Annotated in this window: 19 protein-coding genes and 2 tRNA genes; 19 read left to right on the top strand and 2 right to left on the bottom strand. The window is 35.6% G+C overall.

The genetic code is table 11. From position 1 onward, the window contains the following. Positions 1-292 precede the first annotated feature (292 nt). The 18 genes from ispE (at position 293) to V7014_RS02275 (ending at position 17519) form a co-directional block, all read left to right on the top strand. Positions 293-1162: a 4-(cytidine 5'-diphospho)-2-C-methyl-D-erythritol kinase gene (gene ispE / locus V7014_RS02360; RefSeq protein ID WP_335503799.1), complete on the top strand. Its 870-nt coding sequence runs from the start codon at positions 293-295 to the stop codon at positions 1160-1162. 58 nt (positions 1163-1220) lie between these two features. Continuing rightward, the gene (gene purR / locus V7014_RS02355) at positions 1221-2045 is read left to right on the top strand and encodes a pur operon repressor (protein ID WP_335503797.1); all 825 of its coding nucleotides are present in this window, start codon (positions 1221-1223) and stop codon (positions 2043-2045) included. Between the two features lie 21 nt (positions 2046-2066). Further along, a complete protein-coding gene (locus V7014_RS02350) occupies positions 2067-2441 on the top strand; it encodes a RidA family protein (RefSeq protein ID WP_335503795.1) in 375 nt (124 codons plus the stop codon). 226 nt (positions 2442-2667) lie between these two features. Continuing rightward, a complete protein-coding gene (spoVG, locus tag V7014_RS02345; protein ID WP_042353267.1) occupies positions 2668-2967 on the top strand; it encodes a septation regulator SpoVG in 300 nt (99 codons plus the stop codon). Positions 2968-3356: 389 nt separating this feature from the next. Then, positions 3357-4730 (top strand): bifunctional UDP-N-acetylglucosamine diphosphorylase/glucosamine-1-phosphate N-acetyltransferase GlmU, encoded by a 1374-nt coding sequence (gene glmU / locus V7014_RS02340; protein ID WP_335503792.1) that lies wholly within the window; start codon positions 3357-3359, stop codon positions 4728-4730. A 16-nt stretch (positions 4731-4746) separates the two neighbouring features. Continuing rightward, positions 4747-5700 (top strand): ribose-phosphate diphosphokinase, encoded by a 954-nt coding sequence (locus V7014_RS02335; RefSeq protein WP_335503790.1) that lies wholly within the window; start codon positions 4747-4749, stop codon positions 5698-5700. A gap of 169 nt (positions 5701-5869) precedes the next feature. Beyond that, positions 5870-6457 (top strand): 50S ribosomal protein L25/general stress protein Ctc, encoded by a 588-nt coding sequence (locus tag V7014_RS02330; protein ID WP_335503789.1) that lies wholly within the window; start codon positions 5870-5872, stop codon positions 6455-6457. Between the two features lie 275 nt (positions 6458-6732). Next, a complete protein-coding gene (gene pth, locus V7014_RS02325) occupies positions 6733-7290 on the top strand; it encodes an aminoacyl-tRNA hydrolase (protein ID WP_335503787.1) in 558 nt (185 codons plus the stop codon). Between the two features lie 97 nt (positions 7291-7387). Further along, a complete protein-coding gene (locus V7014_RS02320) occupies positions 7388-7618 on the top strand; it encodes an anti-sigma-F factor Fin family protein (RefSeq protein WP_335503785.1) in 231 nt (76 codons plus the stop codon). A gap of 139 nt (positions 7619-7757) precedes the next feature. Further along, complete coding sequence (gene mfd / locus V7014_RS02315) at positions 7758-11288, top strand: transcription-repair coupling factor (RefSeq protein ID WP_335503783.1); 3531 nt, start codon at positions 7758-7760, stop codon at positions 11286-11288. A gap of 192 nt (positions 11289-11480) precedes the next feature. Further along, positions 11481-12017, top strand: coding sequence for a stage V sporulation protein T (gene spoVT / locus V7014_RS02310; RefSeq protein WP_335503781.1), 537 nt, complete (start codon positions 11481-11483; stop codon positions 12015-12017). A gap of 66 nt (positions 12018-12083) precedes the next feature. Further along, on the top strand, positions 12084-13781 hold the full coding sequence (locus V7014_RS02305; protein WP_335503801.1) for a putative polysaccharide biosynthesis protein: 1698 nt from the start codon (positions 12084-12086) through the stop codon (positions 13779-13781). A 22-nt stretch (positions 13782-13803) separates the two neighbouring features. Then, positions 13804-15276, top strand: coding sequence for a nucleoside triphosphate pyrophosphohydrolase (gene mazG / locus V7014_RS02300; protein WP_335503778.1), 1473 nt, complete (start codon positions 13804-13806; stop codon positions 15274-15276). A 19-nt stretch (positions 15277-15295) separates the two neighbouring features. Then, positions 15296-15565 (top strand): RNA-binding S4 domain-containing protein, encoded by a 270-nt coding sequence (locus V7014_RS02295; RefSeq protein WP_335503775.1) that lies wholly within the window; start codon positions 15296-15298, stop codon positions 15563-15565. Between the two features lie 76 nt (positions 15566-15641). Next, positions 15642-15953 (top strand): sporulation protein YabP, encoded by a 312-nt coding sequence (gene yabP / locus V7014_RS02290; protein ID WP_335503773.1) that lies wholly within the window; start codon positions 15642-15644, stop codon positions 15951-15953. Then, entirely contained in the window at positions 15950-16585 is a 636-nt protein-coding gene (yabQ, locus tag V7014_RS02285) for a spore cortex biosynthesis protein YabQ (RefSeq protein ID WP_335503771.1), read from the top strand. Before yabP ends, yabQ begins: the two co-directional genes overlap by 4 nt. A 14-nt stretch (positions 16586-16599) precedes the next feature. Further along, positions 16600-16986, top strand: a complete 387-nt coding sequence (locus tag V7014_RS02280) for an FtsB family cell division protein (RefSeq protein ID WP_335503768.1) — start codon at positions 16600-16602, stop codon at positions 16984-16986. 80 nt (positions 16987-17066) lie between these two features. Then, complete coding sequence (locus V7014_RS02275) at positions 17067-17519, top strand: S1 domain-containing RNA-binding protein (protein ID WP_205063666.1); 453 nt, start codon at positions 17067-17069, stop codon at positions 17517-17519. Positions 17520-17838: 319 nt separating this feature from the next. On the opposite strand, the gene V7014_RS02270 is transcribed toward V7014_RS02275, so the two are convergent. Continuing rightward, positions 17839-17910, bottom strand: a tRNA-Glu gene (locus V7014_RS02270). A 15-nt stretch (positions 17911-17925) separates the two neighbouring features. After that, positions 17926-18002, bottom strand: a tRNA-Met gene (locus tag V7014_RS02265). Between the two features lie 315 nt (positions 18003-18317). Here V7014_RS02265 and spoIIE point away from each other — a divergent pair. Continuing rightward, the gene (spoIIE, locus tag V7014_RS02260; RefSeq protein WP_335503765.1) at positions 18318-20792 is read left to right on the top strand and encodes a stage II sporulation protein E; all 2475 of its coding nucleotides are present in this window, start codon (positions 18318-18320) and stop codon (positions 20790-20792) included. The last annotated feature ends 32 nt before the right edge of the window (positions 20793-20824 follow it).

The following is a 20824-nucleotide window of genomic DNA, read 5'->3' as shown; positions in this document are numbered from 1 at the left end:
GAATCGCTTATCAGCTCTTCGTGTATCCTTTATCTCAGTCGGAGAGCTCCAGTCCATACGGAGCAAAACGGTCGCTTCCGCTTTTCTTTAAAGGTTTACTTACATAATAGTTGGTGAAGGGATTAAAGTAGATATAATATTGGATATAACTTTATACAAGAGATGATGTTCTTGCTATTTTCTTGGAGTTTTGTTCTTTTATAGAATGCCTTTTAAAAAACGCCACGTTCAAAAAAGAGATATGGTAAAATAGGACAAGAACTTTTTAAGAACGCAAAGTAGGTGGATTGTTGTGAAGTTAATGGAGAAAGCACCGGCTAAAATAAACCTTGCTCTTGATGTGCTGTATAAAAGACCAGATCAGTATCACGAAGTAGAAATGATAATGACTACTGTCGACCTTGCTGATCGTATAGAGTTGGAAGAAAAGAAAGTAGATGAAATTAAAATCTTTTCACATAATCGCTATGTGCCAGATGACGAAAGAAATTTGGCTTATCAAGCGGCATCATTACTGAAAAGACGTTATCATATAAAACAGGGCGTTAATATTACCATTGAGAAGAATATTCCTGTCGCTGCTGGATTGGCTGGAGGAAGCAGTGATGCAGCTGCTACATTGAGAGGATTGAATAAACTTTGGCAATTAGGTTTAAGCTTAGATGAATTAGCTGAAATCGGCTCTGAAATTGGTTCAGATGTTTCTTTTTGTGTTTACGGAGGAACGGCTCTTGCAACTGGAAGAGGGGAAAAGATTAAGCACTTAACAAGTCCTCCGAAATGCTGGGTTGTTCTTGCAAAACCAGTAATGGGAGTTTCGACTGCTGATATATATAAACGACTAGATGTAGCAGAAGTGAACCATCCGAACATTGAAGGGATGGTAGACGCAATAGCTAAAAACGATTATCAAATGGTATGCGATCATGTTGGGAACGTACTTGAACAAGTGACCCTTTCGTTATATCCAGAGGTATCAAATATTAAGAAGCAAATGAAAAAATTTGGTGCGGACGCAGTATTAATGAGCGGTAGTGGACCGACGGTATTTGGGTTAGTAGAGTATGATTCAAGAATGCATAGAGTATATAATGGGTTGCGTGGTTTCTGTGAACAAGTACATGCAGTAAGATTGTTAGGAGAGCCATCTACTCTTGAATAAACACGTATATTAAGTTAATATAATTATAAAAATATTCGGATTTTAAGGAGGGTTGACGTTGAAATTTCGTAGAAGTGAACGACTTGTAGATATGACAAACTATTTATTAGAAAATCCAAGTCAGCTTGTCCCACTTACTTTTTTTGCAGAAAGATATGGTTCTGCTAAGTCTTCTATTAGTGAAGATTTAACGATTATAAAAGAAACGTTTGAACAACGTGGTATAGGATTATTAGTTACTGTTCCAGGCGCAGCTGGGGGAGTTAAATATATTGTACGAGCTAATAAGGAAGAAGCAGCACAAATTATTGGCAAAATGTGCGATATTATGGAAAAACCGGATCGTCTTTTACCAGGTGGTTATTTATATATGAACGATATTCTAGGTAATCCACAGATTATGGATAAAGTAGGTCGGTTAATTGCTTCTGCTTATGCAGATAAGCAAGTGGATGTCATTATGACAATGGCTACAAAAGGGATTCCAATCGCGTATGCTGTAGCAAGTCATTTAAATGTTCCTGTGGTTATTGTACGTCGTGACAATAAAGTAACGGAAGGTCCAACTGTTAGCATTAATTATATTTCTGGCTCATCAAAACGTATTCAAACGATGTTGTTATCAAAGCGAAGCTTAGACGTAGGATCAAAAGTGCTGGTTGTTGATGATTTCATGAAAGCAGGAGGCACATTAAATGGCATGATCAGCTTATTGGAAGAGTTTGATGCTACTGTATCAGGGGTAGCGGTCTTAATTGAATCTGAGGATACAGAAGAGCGCTTAGTAGACAATTATCTTTCATTATTAAAGCTAGCTGAAGTAGATGTTAAAGAAAAAAAGATACACATAACGCAAGGAAATTACTTTAACATGACGAAATAAATGGATAAGGGAGGAATTTTTATGAAAGTTGTATTTACACCAGACGCTCCAGCAGCAATTGGTCCATATTCTCAAGGAATTGTAGTGAATAATATGTTCTATAGCTCTGGGCAAATACCATTAACTGCCGAGGGGAATTTAATAGAAGGCGGCATCCAAGAGCAGACGCATCAAGTATTTAAGAATTTACAAGCAGTTTTACAAGCAGCTAACGCTTCGTTGGAGACTGTTGTGAAAGCAACAGTCTTCATTAAAAACATGGATGATTTTGCTGCGATTAATGAAGTATATGGTCAATACTTTGTTGAACATAAGCCAGCCAGATCATGCGTAGAAGTAGCACGCTTGCCTAAAGATGTGCTATTAGAAATTGAAGTTATTGCACTTGTTAAATAAAGTAATTATGTAACACTAAAAAAGGTGAGTAATTAAAAGCGTAAAACTCACCTTTTTTATGAACCATATAAGATTCTATAAAACCCTAGTGTTTACTGCCTATTTCATTCCTTTATTTATAAAATTGAAAAAATATTGAAAATTTTTTAAAGTTTAGGAGGATTATGAATATTTTTGTTGAATTTAATTTAGCATAAGTTTTTATTAATTGAAGGTGGTGAACACGATGGAAGTAACTGACGTAAGATTACGCCGCGTTAACACGGATGGTCGAATGAGAGCAATCGCATCCATTACTCTGGATAATGAGTTTGTTATTCATGATATTCGTGTGATTGATGGTAATAATGGTTTATTTGTAGCGATGCCGAGCAAACGAACTCCAGACGGAGAATTCCGTGATATTGCTCACCCAATTAATTCATCCACTCGAGGAAAAATTCAGGATGCGGTTTTAACAGAGTATCATCGTCTTGGTGAGGTTGAGGGGTTAGAAGAAGTGGAGTTAGAAGAAGCAGGCGCTTAATTCAAATCAATTAACCAGACAAGCAACAAGAGCACTTACTTCTTAAGTAAGGCTCTTTTTTCTGTGCTGAAAAATATTTTTACTTGATTCGAGCAGAACGATTAGTTTCCTTTAATTCATGGGGTATGGACGGAAATCCCACGCTCAGTGTTTCACTTTATACAAAATGGAATAAATTTGGTACTATAAATTAGAATTGTATTATTAAATAATTTTTATATATAGCGAACTAATTGTTTCTTCTTACAGTGAATATCTTCCAAAACAGTACAAATTTAAGACGATTGTTGAAAAGGTTAGTCATTTGAGATATATTTTATAAGGATATTGATGAAAGTAATCTATAAAAATGCACGGAATAGATAATACACAATGTAGGGAGGAACGTCATGAGTAATCGTTTTGCAATCGTTTTAGCAGCAGGACAAGGAACTAGAATGAAGTCAAAACTATATAAGGTTCTTCATTCTGTTTGTGGTAAACCTATGGTTCAACATGTATTGGACCAAGTTTCAGCTCTAAATGTAAAGGAAACAGTTACAATTGTAGGTCATGGAGCGGAAAAAGTTCAGGCTCAATTAGGAGATAAATGTAGTTTTGCACTTCAAAGTGAGCAATTAGGAACGGCGCATGCTGTAATGCAAGCTGAAGCATTATTGCAAGGAAAGCAAGGCACGACATTTGTTATCTGTGGGGATACTCCTTTAATTAAAGCGGAAACAATGGAAGCTTTAATTAAGCAGCATGAAGCACAAGGAGCAAAAGCATCTGTATTAACCGCTTACTTAGAAGATCCTACTGGTTACGGTAGAATTATTCGTAATAAAGATGGATTTGTTGAGAAGATTGTTGAACATAAAGATGCTACAGAAGCAGAGAAGCAAGTTACAGAGATTAATACTGGTACGTATTGTTTCGATAATCAAGCATTATTCGATGCTCTTAAAAAAGTATCTAATGATAATGTTCAAGGTGAATATTACCTACCAGATGTTATCGAAATATTAAAATCTGAAGGCGAAACTGTGACCGCTTATCAGACGGATGATTTTGAAGAGACATTAGGTGTAAATGACCGAATCGCTTTAGCTGAAGCTGAAAAGGTTATGAGAAAGCGTATTAATATTGAACACATGAGAAATGGCGTTACTTTAATTGATCCAGAGCAAACATATATTGAAGCTGATGTAACGATTGGTCCAGATACAATTATTTATCCTGGAACAACCATCAAGTCAGGTACTGCTATTGGAAGCGATTGTGAAATAGGTCCCAATACGGAAATAGCAGAATGTGAAATTGGTGATTTTACAGTTATTCGCCAATCTGTAGCGCATAATAGTAGTATTGGATCTCATGTAAATATTGGACCTTTTGCTCACATTCGACCGCAGTCTCAAATTGCGGATGAAGTGAAAATCGGTAATTTTGTGGAAATTAAAAAATCTATCTTCGGTAATGGAAGCAAAGCGTCGCACTTAAGCTATATTGGAGATGCTGAAGTGGGTAGTAATGTAAACGTAGGATGCGGCTCAATTACTGTAAATTATGATGGTAAAAATAAATTTTTGACAAAGATTGGCGACGACGTATTCGTTGGTTGTAATTCTAATTTAGTTGCACCAGTATCAATTGGAGATGGAGCTTATATTGCTGCTGGATCAACGATTACGGAAGATGTCCCAGGCGAGTCTCTTGCTATTGCTCGAGCACGACAAGTGAATAAAGAGGATTATGTAAATAAATTAAATATTAATAAATAACCAATGGAGGTTCACCATGTCAAATCAGTATCTTGATCCGAATTTAAAAGTGTTCTCACTTAATTCAAATCGCGGATTAGCAGAGGAAATTGCAAAAGTAATTGGAGTAGAATTAGGGAAGTGTTCTGTAACGCACTTTAGTGATGGAGAAATTCAAATTAATATCGAAGAAAGTATTCGTGGTTGCGATGTATTTATCATTCAATCTACAAGCCAACCAGTTAACGAAAACTTAATGGAACTATTGATTTTAATCGATGCATTAAAACGTGCATCTGCTAAAACGATTAATGTCGTTATTCCATACTACGGTTATGCACGTCAAGATCGTAAAGCGCGTGCTCGTGAGCCAATTACAGCTAAATTAGTTGCTAACCTAATTGAAACAGCTGGTGCACATCGCGTTATTTCTTTAGATCTTCATGCACCACAAATTCAAGGTTTCTTCGATATTCCGATTGATCATTTAATGGGTGTTCCAATTCTATCGGATTACTTTGAAAAGAAAAATTTAAACGATATCGTTATCGTTTCTCCTGATCATGGTGGAGTAACTCGAGCTCGTAAAATGGCAGATCGCTTAAAAGCTCCAATTGCGATTATCGACAAGCGTCGTCCAAGACCAAACGTAGCTGAAGTTATGAATATTGTAGGTAATATTGAAGGCAAAACAGCTATTCTAATCGATGATATTATCGATACAGCGGGAACAATTACACTAGCTGCAAATGCATTAGTGGAAAATGGTGCTGCTGAAGTATATGCTTGCTGTACGCATCCAGTTCTTTCTGGCCCAGCAATTGAACGTATCCAAAATTCTCAAATTAAAGAATTAGTAGTTACTAACTCTATAGCACTTCCAGAAGAAAAGAAAATTGACAAAGTGGTTGAACTTTCTGTAGCTCCATTACTTGCAGAATCCATTATTCGTGTTTATGAAGATCAATCTGTGAGTGTATTATTTGATTGATTATAATTTAAATAAAGCGGCTTTCCATACGATATGGAAGCCGCTTTTTTTGCGTATTTAAATAGCTAGAAAAGAATACGGGTGGACATTAGATGTTTATTCTTATTTTGTTAGGGAATGTGATAAATATAGGTTTATTTATACTAAAAAGGGATGGTGTTAATAAATTATGGGAAGTACATTGCTTGCAAAGGAAAGGAAAGAGTTTACAAAATCTAAGCTACATGGAATGAGACTACAAGGTGACATACCTGCTGTTATCTATGGAGGAAAGATTGAAAGTACACCAATCGCAGTCAGTGTCAAAAGTTTGAAGAAAACAATTTCTGATGTAGGAAAGAATGGAATTATTCAATTGAAGCTGAACGGCCAACAAGAAAATGTCATGATGAAGGAATATCAGTATGATTCACTAAAAAATGAATACATACATGTTGATTTTCTTGCTGTTAATTTATCTGAGGATGTTACTAGTAATGTTCAACTAAAATTGGTGGGTACTCCGAAGGGTGTTAAAGAAGGAGGTACTTTGCAACAAGCTTTATATGAAGTGGCAGTTACAGCAAAACCAAAAGATCTTCCAGAAAGTATTGAAGTAAATGTGACTGACTTACAGATTGGTGAAACACTTACGATTGGAAATATTAAAAGTAATGCTTCTATTGAAATAAATCATGAGGAAGATGAAGTGATTGCATCTGTTTTAGCACCAAAACTAGAAGCGGAAGAAGAGGCTACAGAATCTGTAGACGAGTAAAGCGTAAGGGTATAGAAGTGATTACAGCAAGAAACTGAATAATCATGTTATAATAGTAAAGACGTGGCTATAAAGCTACGTCTTTATTGCAGTTTATTTGTCAAATTTCTTTTAAGAAGAGGAAATTCATCTTTTTTAGGGAATACATATAGAATATAAAAATTTATTATTGAATAATAATAGAACTTAATTAAGTAAAGTAAAAGCATTAGTTAAGTTCCACATCGAGCTAGACATAAAAAAAGAAACGTCATTGTTGGAGTTGAAACATCTTAATGAAATTAATAATAGGTTTAGGGAATCCTGGTAAAGAATATGAGAAGACAAGGCATAATATAGGATTTGAAGTAATAGATGCTCTTGCAAATCAGTGGAATATTCCATTGAACCAAGCAAAACATAAAGGTCTTTATGGTGTTGGCTATGCAGATGGAACAAAAGTAATCCTGCTTAAACCAATGACATATATGAATTTATCAGGTGAAAGTATAAAGGCTGTAATGGACTATTTTAAAGTGGATTTAGATGACATTGTTGTCTTCTATGATGATTTAGATTTAGAAGTAGGTAAACTTCGACTGCGCCAAAAAGGTGGAGCGGGCGGTCATAATGGGATCAAGTCAATGATTGCCCATTTAGGCACACAGGAATTCAATCGAGTACGTATCGGGATTGGGCGTCCGCATGGAGCGATGCCTGTTACTAACCACGTATTAGGAAGATTTCAAGAAGAAGAGTGGGCTATCATGCAAGATGTGATCAAGTCTTGTAGTAAAGCATGTGATGATTTTTTACAAAAACCGTTCTTACAAGTAATGAATGAGCATAATTAAAAGTAATAACGATTGTTAAATTTTATCTTGAACCGGTGAATAAATACCCTCCCATTTTGTTCATACTAGCAGTAAATGGATAAAAGGGGCTAATAGCATGAGCTTATATTATACATGTAGGCATTGTGGTGTCTGTCTGGGTATGTTGCCTAAACATGAGGTAAAAATAGAACAACTTGGCTTTGAACTATTGAATTCACAAGAATATCAAGAAATTATTATGACAGATCCTCTTGGAAATATTCATGTCACCATTGTTTGTGATGATTGTGAATCAGCTTTAAAGTCTAATCCAAATCTTCATGCAGTGGATTATATTATTCAATAGAAATTAGCTTTGGAATTTTCCAAAGCATTTTTCCGTTTGTTTTATTACAAAACTAGTGAATAGTCCTATTTATGTTAGGACGCAAAAATATGAAAAGAGTAAAAGTTAAATATGATGGCTTTTAGAGGGGGAATTCGATATGAACGCGCTTAACCAAATATTTATGCAAAATGAAGATATACAATCAATCTTAACTGGTGTAGATGAAGGTCTTCATGAGCAGTTGGTAGCTGGATTATCTGGTTCTTCGCGAGCAATGTTAATATCTTCTGTTTATCGACAAACGAATCGATCAATCTTGGTGGTTACATATAATCTCTTACAAGCACAGAAATTGTATGAAGATTTATCGAATTTCGTTTCAGAAGAAGATTTGTTTATTTATCCTGCTAATGAACTGATTGCAGCGGAACTGAGTATAGCGAGTCCAGAGTTAAGAGCACAGCGTATAGAAGTTTTGAACCATTGGTCTCAAAATCAAAGCGGAATCGTCATTGTACCAATGGGTGGCTTCCGTAAGCTTCTACCTCCGAAACAACTATGGAGAAAGTATCAAGTAACTTTCACTGTAGGTAATGAAATCGATTTAGAAGCAACGTTAAAACAATTTGTTGTAATGGGTTATCATCGAGCAGATATGGTATCTTCCCCTGGAGAATTTAGTGTGCGTGGGGGCATCATAGATATTTACCCGCTAACAGAAAGCAAGCCAATTCGAATCGAATTGTTTGATACAGAAGTAGATTCTATTCGAACTTTTTCTATTGAAGATCAAAAATCGCTTGAAAAAGTTAACACTGTTCAAATTGGACCTGCAACAGAACTATTACTGGAACAGGAAAATGTTGAGCGAATGGCTAACTTATTAGAAGATGGCCTCAAAACGAGCTTGAAGAAAATCAAAAATGAAAAAACAAAGAATCTATTATTACAAAATGTTAGTTTTGAATTAAATCAATTAAGAACAAATATCAAGCTAGATGAAATTTTTAAATATATCAGTTTGGCTTACGATCAGCCAACTAGTTTACTAGACTATTTACCGACTAACGGTTTGGTAATCCTTGATGAAATCAGCCGAATACAAGAAATAGCAACAACACTTGAGAAGGAAGAATTAGAGTGGTTTACGAATCTCCTAAGTGAAGGAGAGATTATACATGACGTTCAATTGTCATTTAGCTTTCAGCAGCTTATTTCATCATCCACTCAAAAATTAATTTATTTATCTTTGTTTCTTCGACATGTTCCACATACCAATCCACAAAACATCATTAATGTAACGTGTAAACAAATGCAAAATTTTCACGGGCAAATGAATGTATTTAAGTCTGAGATTGAACGTTGGAAGAAGAGTAAATACTCCGTAGTTATTTTAGGACCAACACAAGAACGAATGGCGAAACTACGCAGAGTATTGGATGATTATGAAGTAGAAGCCGCAGAGCTGACTGAATCTAGTTCCATTTTAAATGGTAAAGTGCAGATTGCTAGAGGGAATTTGCATACTGGTTTTGAATTGCCGATGCAAAAGCTCGCTGTAATTACAGAACAAGAGCTGTTTAACAAAAAAACAAAGCGATCAACTAAACGTCAAAAGTTATCAAATGCTGAACGTATTAAGAGTTATTCAGAGTTAAAGATCGGTGATTATGTCGTTCACGTAAATCATGGGATCGGTAAATATTTAGGTATCGAAACACTTGATATTAAGGGTGTGCATAAAGATTACTTAAATATTCGTTATCAAGGTTCAGATCAATTGTATGTTCCTGTAGAGCAAATTGAACTCATTCAGAAATATGTAGCTTCTGAAGGAAAAGAACCGAAATTATATAAGCTGGGCGGAAACGACTGGAAGCGTGTGAAGAGTAAAGTTAAATCTTCTGTAGAAGATATTGCTGATGATTTAATTAAGATTCATGCTGAGCGTGAAGCAACGAAGGGTTATGCGTTCTCTCCAGATGGTGATATGCAGCGAGAGTTTGAATCGGCGTTTGCTTATAATGAAACAGAAGATCAAATTCGATCTATTAATGAAATTAAACTTGATATGCAACGTGAGCGACCAATGGATCGTCTTCTTTGCGGTGATGTTGGTTATGGTAAAACAGAAGTTGCAATTCGTGCAGCATTTAAAGCGATTGCAGACGGTAAGCAAGTAGCATTCTTAGTACCAACAACGATTCTAGCTCAACAGCATTTCGATACAATTCGTGAAAGGTTTCAAGATTTTCCAATTACAATTGGTTTATTGAATCGCTTCAGAACAAGAAAGCAGCAAACGGAGACATTGAAAGGCGTTAAGGCAGGTACGGTTGATATTGTAGTAGGTACACACCGAATATTATCGAAAGACGTTCAATATCATGATTTAGGGTTACTAATTATTGATGAAGAACAACGCTTTGGAGTAACTCATAAAGAGAAAATTAAGCAATTAAAAGCGAATATAGATGTATTAACATTAACTGCTACACCTATACCAAGAACACTGCATATGTCAATGCTAGGAGTAAGAGACCTTTCAGTTATTGAAACGCCACCAGAGAATCGTTTTCCGGTACAAACTTATGTTATGGAATACAATGGCGTTCTTGTAAGAGAAGCTATTGAACGAGAACTTGCTCGCGAGGGGCAGGTTTACTTCCTATATAACAGGGTAGAAGATATAGCAAGAAAATCAGAAGAAATTTCCATTTTGGTGCCGGATGCACGTGTTGTATATGCTCATGGTCGTATGTCAGAGCAAGAATTAGAAACAGTGATGATTGGTTTTCTTGAAGGTGAATATGATGTATTAGTGAGTACGACGATTATTGAGACGGGTGTTGATATTCCAAATGTGAATACACTTATTGTGCATGATGCAGATAAAATGGGACTTTCTCAGTTGTATCAGCTACGTGGACGAGTTGGACGTTCTAACCGAGTAGCTTATGCATACTTCACATATCGAAAAGATAAGGTATTAACTGAAGTAGCTGAAAAACGTCTGCAAGCAATTAAGGAATTTACAGAGTTAGGTTCAGGCTTCAAGATTGCCATGCGTGATTTATCTATTCGTGGAGCTGGGAACTTACTAGGAGCTGAACAACACGGATTTATTGATTCTGTTGGATTTGATTTGTATTCACAAATGTTGAAAGAAGCTATTGAGCACCGAATGACTGATCAACCTATTGAAGAGAAGCACCAAGTTGAAATAGATATTCAAGTAGATGCATATATACCTGATAATTATATTGCTGATGGTAACCAAAAAATCGAAATGTATAAAAAATTCCGTGGTGTTACAACGTTAGAAGAAATCGAAGAATTAAAAGAAGAAATGACGGACCGCTTTGGAGACTACCCAGTAGAAGTGGAGTACTTATTTGGAATTGCTTATATCAAGGTATACTCTATGAATGCGTATGTCGAATCCATAAAACAACAGAAACAAGAAGTAGTGATTTTAATATCGGAAAGTGCAAGTGGTGATATTGATGGTTCGAAAGTATTCCAATTAACAAGCCAAATCGAAAGAAGAGTAGGTCTAGGCATGGAAGGAAAACGACTAAAAATCATATTGCCAATTAAAGGCGCTGAAACAGCAGAATGGATGAATAAGCTAGAAAATCTGGTGAATGGTCTTAAAGATGTAAAAAAAGATAAAGTCAACCAATAATAATAAATTTTGGTTGCAGTCCGAACAATTTCGTGTTGAAATATAAATAGGGGAAATATAGTAAGAAAATGTTTTCTGGATGAATAGAACTTGGCGTATAAAAAAATACTAAGTTCAATAAGGTTATGGGAAATGTTGAAAGTTCAAAGTATCATAACTAATACCAAAAAGAGGAAAGTGAGGCAACATTTGATGAAAGCAACTGGAATCGTTCGTCGTATAGATGATTTAGGACGAGTAGTTATCCCTAAAGAAATTCGTAGAACTCTTCGTATTCGTGAAGGGGATCCGCTTGAAATCTTCGTTGATCGTGATGGAGAAGTTATTTTGAAAAAGTATTCTCCAATTAGTGAATTGGGTGATTTCGCAAAAGAATACGCTGAAGCTTTATTTGATAGCCTAGGGAATCCTGTATTAATTTGTGATAGAGATACATATATCACTGTAGCAGGAGGATCTAAAAAGGATTATTTAAACCGTAGTATTAGCGACTTAGTTGAAAGTACAATGGAAGATCGTAATCCAACTTTGGAAACACAAAAAACACAAATCTCTTTAGTTGATGGATTCACTGAAGATATTCAATCTTATACGATTGCTCCTATCGTAGCGAATGGAGATCCAATCGGTGCAGTTATTATTTTTTCTAAAGAAGGTACTCTTGGCGAAGTAGAACAAAAAGCAGTTGAAACAGCTGCAGGATTCTTGGCTCGTCAAATGGAATCTTAAAATAAACGGATGTACAAAAAGATGGGTAGCATATGCTGCCCTTTTTTTGTATAGAAAAAATCAGCTATATGGCTGTATACAGGAGAAAAAAGCTTATATGCTATAATACAAACTGGAAGTGTTCATTCGAAGGAAAGGAGTGAAGAACCAATTAAACGTAATACCGACCTTTCCAAAAAGTTCATTCAAGGTGCATTTATATTAACGCTATCCTCCATAGTGATTAAATTATTAAGCGCTGTTTACCGCGTTCCATATCAAAATATTGTTGGAGACGTAGGGTTTTATATATATCAGCAAGTATATCCGTTTTACGCATTCGTACTTGTTCTTTCAACATATGGTTTTCCGGTGATTATTTCTAAACTATTAGCAGAAACCAAAGAAGAAAAAACATATACGCGCACGGAAATTATCTTTACTTCGTGGGTTTCCTTATCAATTATTAGCCTTGTGATGTTTAGTGCTTTATTCTTTGGAGCAAGTTTTCTTGCAAATATGATGAATGATCCAATGCTAATAAAATCAATAAAAATGATTTCATTTTCTTTTCTGTTTTTACCTTTTATATCTATTATTAAAGGGATTTTCCAGAGCGATGGAGAAATGATGCCTACGGCTGTGGCACAAGTTGCGGAGCAGGCGGTTCGTGTTGGCTTTATCTTAGTTTTTTCTATTATTTTCTATTATTATGGTTTGTCTTTATACGAAGTAGCGGAATGGGCATTTATCGGTTCTGTTTTAGGTAGTGCTGTCAGTGGACTTATTTTATTGATTTTTTATTGGAGAATGAAAAGGAAACAAATAATAACAATCGATAGTCTTAATATGAAAAAAAGTTTAATTCCTCTTTCACGTCAAATAATAGGACAAGGAATAATCTTCGGTATTAGTAGCTTAATTCTAGTATTTATCCAATTCATGGACGCGCTTGTTTTATATCCTTTACTAACGGATTCGGGAATGGAAATGACCGATGCTAAGCAATGGAAAGGTGTTTATGATCGTGGGCAACCTTTATTACAATTAGGTACAACCGCGACGATAGCGCTATCGTTAACAATTGTCCCGTTGATTTCAAAGTTTAAACAACAACAAGAGACGCAGCTCGTAAGAAAGTATACAGAGCTGTCTTATAGACTTAGTATTATGCTTGGAATGGCAGCGACTGTCGGCTTATTTTGGATTATAGAACCCGTTAATATTATGTTATTTACAAATGCAAAAGGTAGCGAAGCATTAGGTGTATTAAGCTTGTCGATTCTGTTTTGCTCATTTTTAATGACAGGTATGTTTGTGCTTCAAAGCTTAGGTTACTCGATGATTGCGATAGCAATTATTGTGATTGGGTTACTTGTTAAATTTGTACTCATGATTATGTTAGTTCCTAAAGCATTCATTATGGGGGCTGCTTTTTCAACAACAGCGGCATTTATGGTTATGGCATGTATCTTATTCGTATACATGAGAAGAATCTTTAAAAAGCCTATTATTGAGAATCGAACTTTCATACTAACCTTATTTGCTTCATTATGTATGTCTATCATACTTTTTGTCGAAAGGGAATTGTTTGGTATGCTTAGCGCACACTTTGCAACTAATAGGTTATTTACTGCTTGTGAAGTGTTGATAGAAGTCTTTTCTGGAGCACTTGTATATTTGTGTGTGATTATACGAATGGGCTTATTTACATTTGAAGAATTAGCGCTTTTACCTTTTGGAAGTAAAATGGCTAGATTTTTGCCAAAGAACAAAAAATTATAGATTGAAAAATGGGAGTATAACGATGAGTAATAAAATAACAATTATGGGCTTAGGTGCTGGTGATCTTGATCAGCTTCCTTATGGCATATATAAGAAATTAAAAACAACTGAAAAAATCTATACAAGAACGATGGATCATCCCGTTATTAATGAGCTCCAACAAGAAGGGGTAGAGTTCGAAAGCTTCGATTCTGTGTATGAGAAATATGACACGTTCAAGGAAGTTTACGAAGAGATATCGGATACAATTGTACGTTTAGCAAAAAGCTCAGATGTGGTATATACAGTACCGGGGCATCCAATGGTTGCGGAGATGACGGTACAGCTCTTATTAGAGAAAACGGAGAAACAAAATATCGAATTAATTATTGAAGGTGGACAGAGCTTTCTAGATGCTCTTTTTCAAGCTGTTAAAATCGATCCAATTGATGGATTCCAACTATTAGATGGAACAGCTTTGATGAGAGAGTCTTTGCAAATGAAGCAGCATATTATTATCGGACAAGTATATGATGGCTTTATTGCTTCAGAAGTAAAATTAACATTGATGGAGAAATTTCCGGACGATTATGAAGTAGCACTAGTTACAGCAGCTGGAAGTTCAGCGGAAGATGTAACATGGCTACCATTATATGAATTAGATCGACAAGCGAAATTGAGTAACTTAACTTCAGTATATGTGCCCCCTGTAACGAATGAGGAATTGTTACAGAAGGAATTCTTTAAACTTCGTAGCATTATAGCTGAGCTGAGAGGTCCGAACGGCTGTCCTTGGGATCAAAAGCAAACACATGAAAGTTTGAAGAAGTATGCATTAGAAGAAGCGTATGAACTGATTGATGCTATTAATGAGGACGATACAGAGGGCATTATAAGTGAATTAGGTGATGTGTTACTACAAGTTATGTTACATGCCCAAATTGGTGAAGATGAAGGAATGTTTACCATCGATGATGTTGTACAAGTCTTAAGTGAGAAAATGATTCGTAGACATCCGCATGTATTTGGAGATACGCGTGTTGAGAGTGAAGAAGAAGTAATAGTAAATTGGAATAAAATAAAGAGCAGTGAAAAAGGTGACAAAGCTAAAAGCTCTGAATCTTTATTAGCAGGTGTAGAGAAATCCTTATCGCAGTTATTAGTTGCATATGAATACCAAAAACGTGCTGCCAAGGTAGGCTTTGATTGGGAAGAAGTAGATTCAGCTTGGGAGAAAGTCAAAGAAGAAATTCAAGAGTTTCAAGAAGAAGTTAAGAAAGGCTCCACGCTGGAAGAGATTCGAGCTGAATATGGGGATATATTATTTGCACTTGTTAATATTGCTCGTTTTCACGATATATATCCAGAAGAAGCATTGCACACAACGAATGTTAAATTTGCTCGACGTTTTCAATATATTGAGAAGTGTTTACAGGAACAAGAGTTAACATTTGAACAGTGTACGTTAGAGCAACTAGATCAATATTGGGACGATGCAAAATCACAAGGAATGTAAGAACAAAGGAGAAGAGAAAATGAGATTAGATAAATTTTTAAAAGTTTCACGTTTGATTAAAAGAAGAACTTTAGCGAAAGAAGTAGCGGATAAAGGACGTATTTCCATTAACGGTACACCGGCAAAGGCTAGTTCAAACGTTAAAGTAGGCGATGAGCTATTTATTCAATTTGGCCAAAAGCTAGTTACTGTACGTATTGAAAAACTTCAAGAAAACGTGAGAAAAGAAGAAGCTGCAGAAATGTATAGTGTTGTGAAAGAAGAAAAAGTTCAGCAAGAAGAGTTTTAAGGTATGTTGAGCCTTGTTCTAAAACTCGTCCTCCTTACATACATTTGTACAAAAAGTTTGTACAGGAGGTTGTATAATGAGCAGCCAATATTTTGAACAAGGTGCTAATAAGTTAAGAAGTCAAACACCGGAACACGATGTGATTATGAAAGGTCGTAGACTTCTTGAAATAACAGGCGTTAAACAGGTCGAAAGCTTTGATAATGAGGAGTTTTTATTAGAAACAAGTATGGGTTTTTTAGCGATTAAAGGTGAAAACTTACAAATGAAGAATTTAGATGTAGATAGTGGTATTGTCTCCATTAAGGGTAAAATTTTCGATCTTGTTTATGTTGATGAGCCTTCTGGAGATAAGAGTAAAGGTTTCTTTGGTAAGTTATTCAGATGACGCTATCTACGCAGTTTTACACTTTAATTGCAATGATTGGGATGGGTAGTTATTTTGGGGCTGCTTTAGATACATATCAATTATTTCTGAAGCGGCCAAAAAGAAGTAGATGGATCGTATTTATTCACGATTTAATATTTTGGATTTTGCAAGCCCTACTGATCTTCTATGTCTTGTTTATTGTGAATCAAGGTGAGATTCGACTTTATTTATTTCTAGCTCTATTGTGTGGTTTTGCTGCATATCAAGCACTTTTAAAGAAGGGCTATCTTTTAATTTTAAATCTGATTATAACTTTTTGTAAGGCAACTTTATTATTTTTTAAAAGGTTATTTACGTTATTAATTGTTAAACCTATTATAGGTGTAATTACTTTACTGCTTTTTGTAATAAAACTAGTATTAAAGGGTATATATACCCTTGTTAGAATGGTCTTGAGAGTCGTAATATGGTGTTTAAGGCTCGTTTTTTTTCCAATTGTGTGGATTTTAGGACTATTTTATAAATTATTACCGAAATCTGTTACAAATAAAGTCGAGAAGTTACATAATTATTCTAAAGGATTTTTCGGTAAATTACAGAAATATATAAGTAGTATGGTAGACAAGTGGAATAGGAAGAAAAAGTTATAGAAGGAGTGAACGAGATGGGAAGCTTGAAAGAGAAGAAAGTATCTAAAATTCAGTCAACCTATGTAGAGCAGCGCGAGCAAAAACATCAAAGGCAAGCCAAGAATAAGCGTGGTCTAATCCGGCGGCTTGTTGTTTTTGGTATAATCTTTGCTATTCTTTCAGGTTTCTCCATTTCGACATTGTTTTCTCAATCGTCTGCGATCGAGAAGAAAATGAATGAAAAACAAAAGATTGAAACGAAGTTGGCGTCTTTAGAGAAGGAACAACAGTTGTTAGAGGAAGAGATAGTGAAATTAAATGATGATGAGTACATAGCAAAGATCGCCAGAAGAGATTTCTTCCTTTCTAATGAAGGTGAAGTAATTTTTAATCTTCCAAAAAAACAAGAAGACAAGGACTAATGTTGACACTGTTTTTTCACTTTAGCTATAATATAAACTATGTATGATTTTTGAAATTTTTAAGGAGGAACATTTTTTTTATGTCAATCGAAGTAGGCAGCAAGTTACAAGGAAAAGTAACAGGCATCACTAAATTTGGGGCGTTCGTTGAATTGCCTGAAGGAACAACAGGTCTTGTTCACATCAGCGAGGTAGCTGATAATTATGTTAAGGATATCAACGAACATTTAAAAGTTGGTGACCAAGTAGAAGTAAAGGTTATTAATGTTGAGAAAGATGGAAAGATTGGTCTTTCTATTAAAAAAGCAAAAGATCGCCCTGAGCAAACGCATCAGCCTCGCCCACGTCATAATGGTCGCGGTGATAATCGTTCAAGAGGCGATAATCGTTCACGCGATAACTTCTCACGTGCACCAAAAGAGAATTTTGAACAGAAGATGGCAAGATTCTTGAAAGACAGTGAGGATCGTTTATCAACTCTTAAGCGTAGTACAGAAACGAAAAGAGGGGGCCGCGGAGGCAGACGTGGTTAATACTTGCTGCTGAAGACGATATAGCAGTTTTTCCTTTAGATAAATAGAATGTGGTTTTTTATCAATAGACAAGAGCTTTATGCCTTGTCTATTTTTTATCCTGTTCCAAACTGTGGCGCTAAGACTCCCACTTCAAAACGAAAGTAAAAGCGAAGACGTTAAAGTGGGAGATTAAACGCTAGTAAGAACCCGATTGCTTCAACTAATAATAGGTCTGGGATGGACGAAAATCTCCATCTATTAAAGTTTCACTTTATGTATTGGATAAACAACGAAAAAAAGACACCCAAAAGTCTAGCTTTTGGATGTCTTTTTGTTATGACCCGTACGGGATTCGAACCCGTGTTACCGCCGTGAAAGGGCGGTGTCTTAACCGCTTGACCAACGGGCCATATGTATATGAAATTGGTAGCGGCGGAGGGAGTCGAACCCACGACCTTTCGGGTATGAACCGAATGCTCTAGCCAGCTGAGCTACACCGCCATATTCATATTTGCATGTCCTCTACTTGAGAAGCACAAGATTTATCTTACATAGAAATTGATTTTTTGTCAACGAAAAATCAAAAGAATTATTTTTCTGATTTTTATTTTGTAAAAAAAGCTAAAATTCGTTATTTCTTTTATACCTTTTCCTCTAATAGGGAATGGATGACTTCTAATTGTGTACGTACTTGCCTTAATTTCTAGAAATCCGTCGAACATTTCTTTTGTAAAGAGCCTACATTACGACAAAAAAACATAACTCTACTAACTATAATAAAAATCACTAGAAATAATATTGTTGGGAGTGGTTGTTATGGAAAGAATTAATAGAAGTATGATTGAGCCCGTGTCAGATATGCCTTTACACTATGCTCAGGAGAATGCGAAAAAATGGGTTGTATCGTTTCAAAAGAAAATAGAAGATATTTTGATTCATCAAGGATTATTACTAGCTTTAATAGGATTCTTATTAGGACGAGCTTTAATTCTATCTCAATTAGCTCCTTTTGCATTGCCGTTCTTTGCTTCGGTATATCTATTAAGAAAAAATCGTGCACCTTACGCATTAATAGGATTACTAGTTGGCGCTCTAACTGTACAAATGATGAATGCTGTGATCATTAGTGCAGCTGCAGTATTCTTCATGCTGTTATACAAGGCAAGGGAGCCCTCCTTAGCAAAACAATTTAAGGTCGTTTCGTTTTACGTATTTCTTTCATTAGGAGTAACGAATCTAACCGCCCATTATTTGACTCACAGTAAGTTATTAATGTATGACGGCATGATGATTTTAATAGAAGCGAGTCTAGCTTGTATATTAACGATGATTTTTATCCAATGTATACCGCTCATATCATTTAAACCAAGAACCCATTCATTAAAGACGGAAGAAATAGTAAGTGTCATTATCTTAATGGCATCTGTTATGACAGGGACAATTGGATGGACTATATATGATTTATCTATTGAACATATGATTTCTCGCTATTTAGTACTTATTTTTGCATTATCAGCAGGGGCTGCTATTGGTTCAACCGTAGGCGTAGTAACAGGACTCATATTTAGTTTGGCTAGTGTGGCAACTTTATATCAAATGAGTCTATTAGCTTTCGCGGGATTACTAGGAGGGCTATTAAAAGAGGGGAAAAAGATTGGTGTGGCGGTGGGTCTTTTAATAGCGACGGTTTTATTAGGTTTGTATGGTGAGGGCAATACGAGCTTAATGATTACTGTTTATGAATCTTTAGGTGCTATTTTTCTATTATTATTAACGCCAGTTTCAATAATTGATAAATTAGCCAAGCATATACCGGGTACGTCTGAATATTCGAATGAACAACAGAAATATATGAGGAAAATGAGAGATATAACAGCGCAACGAGTTGCGCAATTTTCCAATGTCTTTGAGGCATTGTCTAATAGTTTCTTACAAATTGATGAGATAGATAAGGAGGAGGATCCTGTACGAGAATTTGATTACTTTTTAAGTAATGTAACGGAAAAAACATGTCAAACATGTCCTAAAAAAGAAGCTTGTTGGGCGAGAGATTTTCAAACTACTTATGAAGGGATGAAAGGGATAATGACAGAATTGGCGTTGAATGATCGTCAACTTTCTGTAAAAACGGAAAAAGATTGGGCCCAACACTGTACGTTAAGACATAAACGAGTAATTGATGCTATTTCTCAAGAATTATCTTATTATCAGGCAAACCAAAGATTGAAAAAACAAGTGAAAGATAGCAGACGGTTAGTTGCAGAGCAATTGCGAGGAGTTTCAGAAGTTATGGAAGACTTCGCACAAGAAATTCAAAGAGAAAGGCAGAACCATTATATTCAGGAGGAGCAAATTCTAGAGTCAATCAGTAATTTTGGCGTTCAAATAAACAATGTAGAAATCTATAACTTGGAAAAAGGAAATATTGATATCGATATGACGATTCCTTATTACCAGGAGAGAGGTGAGTGTGAGAAATTAATTGCTCCGATGTTATCGGATATTCTAGGCGAAACAATTGTCGTAGCAGCAGAAGATTGTGAGACACAAAAAGGATCTTGCTTCGCAAATTTTCGATCCGCGAAGAAGTATGTAATCGAAACTGGAATTGCCCATGCGGCAAAGAATGGAGGTTTAATTTCAGGTGATAGCTATACCACTATGGAAATTGGAAGAGGAAAATATGCCGTAGCGATCAGCGACGGAATGGGAAATGGTGAAAGAGCCCACATTGAAAGTATGGAAACACTACAGTTATTACAGAAAATCTTATTGTTAGGTATCGAAGAGAAGGTAGCGATTAAATCAGTGAATTCTATTTTATCGCTAAGAACAACCGATGAAATATTTTCTACCCTTGATTTGGCTATGATTGATTTACATGATGCGAAAGCCAGATTCTTAAAAATATGCTCCACACCTAGCTTTGTGAAACGAGGCGATAAGGTGTTTCAAATAGAGTCTAGTAATTTACCTATAGGGTTTATGAATGAAATTGATGTTGATGTAGTTAGTGAACAATTAAAAGCAGAAGATTTACTAATCATGATGAGTGATGGGATTTTTGAGGGTCCAATGTACGTTGAAAATGCTGAGTTTTGGATGAAACGAAAAATTAAAGAATTGAAAACCGATGATCCGCAAGCGGTAGCTGATTTAATTTTAGAAGAAGTAATTAGAACGAGAGGAGAGATTGGAGATGATATGACGGTTGTTGTTGCGAAGGTGAAACATAACACACCGAGATGGTCTTCAATTCCTGTTTCATCCATGCGAAAAAAGGCGCAATAAAATAGTATATTTCTTCTTATTCTCGGCGATGA

It is taken from the genome of Bacillus sp. JJ722 (assembly GCF_036963345.1).
In the GTDB taxonomy this organism is placed as follows: Bacteria; Bacillota; Bacilli; order Bacillales; family DSM-1321; genus Bacillus_AD.
Note: the sequence above shows the minus strand (reverse complement) of the source record. Positions and strands in the feature narration are given on the sequence as shown.

What these genes read in the sequence shown, in the direction of transcription:
- mazG (WP_335503778.1), top strand. Translation starts at nt 13,804, where the DNA reads ATGAGTAATAAAATAACAATTATGGGCTTAGGTGCTGGTGATCTTGAT.
- V7014_RS02275 (WP_205063666.1), top strand. Translation starts at nt 17,067, where the DNA reads ATGTCAATCGAAGTAGGCAGCAAGTTACAAGGAAAAGTAACAGGCATC.
- spoVT (WP_335503781.1), top strand. Translation starts at nt 11,481, where the DNA reads ATGAAAGCAACTGGAATCGTTCGTCGTATAGATGATTTAGGACGAGTA.
- V7014_RS02350 (WP_335503795.1), top strand. Translation starts at nt 2,067, where the DNA reads ATGAAAGTTGTATTTACACCAGACGCTCCAGCAGCAATTGGTCCATAT.
- V7014_RS02335 (WP_335503790.1), top strand. Translation starts at nt 4,747, where the DNA reads ATGTCAAATCAGTATCTTGATCCGAATTTAAAAGTGTTCTCACTTAAT.
- V7014_RS02330 (WP_335503789.1), top strand. Translation starts at nt 5,870, where the DNA reads ATGGGAAGTACATTGCTTGCAAAGGAAAGGAAAGAGTTTACAAAATCT.
- pth (WP_335503787.1), top strand. Translation starts at nt 6,733, where the DNA reads ATGAAATTAATAATAGGTTTAGGGAATCCTGGTAAAGAATATGAGAAG.
- V7014_RS02320 (WP_335503785.1), top strand. Translation starts at nt 7,388, where the DNA reads ATGAGCTTATATTATACATGTAGGCATTGTGGTGTCTGTCTGGGTATG.
- yabQ (WP_335503771.1), top strand. Translation starts at nt 15,950, where the DNA reads ATGACGCTATCTACGCAGTTTTACACTTTAATTGCAATGATTGGGATG.
- V7014_RS02280 (WP_335503768.1), top strand. Translation starts at nt 16,600, where the DNA reads ATGGGAAGCTTGAAAGAGAAGAAAGTATCTAAAATTCAGTCAACCTAT.
- spoVG (WP_042353267.1), top strand. Translation starts at nt 2,668, where the DNA reads ATGGAAGTAACTGACGTAAGATTACGCCGCGTTAACACGGATGGTCGA.
- glmU (WP_335503792.1), top strand. Translation starts at nt 3,357, where the DNA reads ATGAGTAATCGTTTTGCAATCGTTTTAGCAGCAGGACAAGGAACTAGA.
- mfd (WP_335503783.1), top strand. Translation starts at nt 7,758, where the DNA reads ATGAACGCGCTTAACCAAATATTTATGCAAAATGAAGATATACAATCA.
- spoIIE (WP_335503765.1), top strand. Translation starts at nt 18,318, where the DNA reads ATGGAAAGAATTAATAGAAGTATGATTGAGCCCGTGTCAGATATGCCT.
- V7014_RS02295 (WP_335503775.1), top strand. Translation starts at nt 15,296, where the DNA reads ATGAGATTAGATAAATTTTTAAAAGTTTCACGTTTGATTAAAAGAAGA.
- yabP (WP_335503773.1), top strand. Translation starts at nt 15,642, where the DNA reads ATGAGCAGCCAATATTTTGAACAAGGTGCTAATAAGTTAAGAAGTCAA.